Origin of the sequence: Catenulispora pinistramenti, assembly GCF_018274385.1 — a bacterium.
GTDB classification, from domain to species: Bacteria; Actinomycetota; Actinomycetes; order Streptomycetales; family Catenulisporaceae; genus Catenulispora; species Catenulispora pinistramenti.
This window is the reverse complement of the sequence record NZ_JAAFYZ010000598.1, coordinates 1-401: the sequence shown is the minus strand read 5'-3', so window position 1 is coordinate 401 and position 401 is coordinate 1. Positions and strand designations below refer to the sequence as shown.

Below are 401 nucleotides of genomic sequence, written 5' to 3'. Positions count from 1 at the left end.
GGTATTATGTGCGATTATAAGTTAGGAATTAAAAATAGTTGCGACCCTTTAAAAATTAATGGAGAGTTTAGAAAATGGCTTAAACGTGTTGATGAAACTGAAATTGATGAGTTGCCAAAATGGTTAGAAGCGTCATTTAAAACAGATCCAGGTTTCACTGAACTTGCAGAGGGTGACGGACGAAACCAAACATTATTTAATTACATTCTTAAATTACAACAAATAGCGATGAGTAAGGAGGAAATACGAAATACAATAAGGTTAATTAATAAACATGTGCTATTTGAACCTATATCTGATAAAGAATTGGATATTGTTTTACGTGATGACGCTTTTTTAAAAGAATCTTTTTTTATTAATGGTAAATTTCAACATGATTTATTCGCTAAATACCTTATTAA

The 401-nt window shown here is 29.7% G+C and carries 1 pseudogene; it reads left to right on the top strand.

From position 1 onward, the window contains the following. A pseudogene (locus KGQ19_RS48915) lies at window positions 1–401 on the top strand (DNA primase); the annotation flags it as partial.